At 69.7% G+C, this 818-nt stretch carries 1 protein-coding gene; it reads left to right on the top strand.

The annotated features are described in order from the left end of the window. A partial coding sequence (locus QYM41_RS17580; protein WP_368801061.1) for a M24 family metallopeptidase occupies positions 1-818 on the top strand: 818 nt, incomplete at both ends.

Below are 818 nucleotides of genomic sequence, written 5' to 3'. Positions count from 1 at the left end.
ACCGCGAACATCGACGCCGGCATGCCGTGGCGCACCAGCTACGGCGACAACATCGTCTACACCGACTGGCGGCGCGACAACTTCTACTACGGCCTCCAGGAGGCCCTGCGCCGGCGCGGTGTGGCCGCCCGGCGGATCGGTGTGGAGGACGACGCCCTGCCGCTGCTGACCCGCCGGCGGATCCAGGCCGCGTTCGAGGGTGCCGAGCTGCTGGACGTCTCCCAGGACGCCATGCGCCAGCGCATGATCAAGTCGGCCGAGGAGATCGAGGTCATCAAGCACGGCGCCCGCATCGGCGACCTCGGCGGCGAGGCCATCCGCAGCGCGATCCGCGAGGGCATCACCGAGTACGAGGTCGCCCTGGCCGGCACCGAGGCGATGGTCCACGAGATCGCCCGCACCTTCCCGCACCGCGAGGTCCGCGACACCTGGGTGTGGTTCCAGTCCGGGATCAACACCGACGGCGCCCACAACTGGGCCACCACCCGCAAGCTCCAGCGCGGGGACATCCTGTCCCTGAACTGCTTCCCGATGACCTCGGGCTACTACACCGCCCTGGAGCGCACCCTGTTCCTCGGCGAGCCCGACGCCCGCTCGCGGCAGCTGTGGGAGATCAACGTCGCAGTCCACGAGCGCGGCCTGGAGCTGATCAAGCCGGGCGCGGTGTGCAAGGACATCGCCGCGGAGCTCAACGAGATCTTCATCTCCCACGGCCTGCTGGCCAACCGGACCTTCGGCTACGGCCACTCCTTCGGGGTGCTGTCCCACTACTACGGCCGCGAGGCCGGCCTGGAGCTGCGCGAGGACATCGACACGGT

Origin of the sequence: Kocuria oxytropis, from assembly GCF_040981195.1 — a bacterium.
Lineage (GTDB): Bacteria > Actinomycetota > Actinomycetes > Actinomycetales > Micrococcaceae > Kocuria > Kocuria oxytropis.
This window is presented reverse-complemented; position numbering and strand designations above follow the sequence as displayed.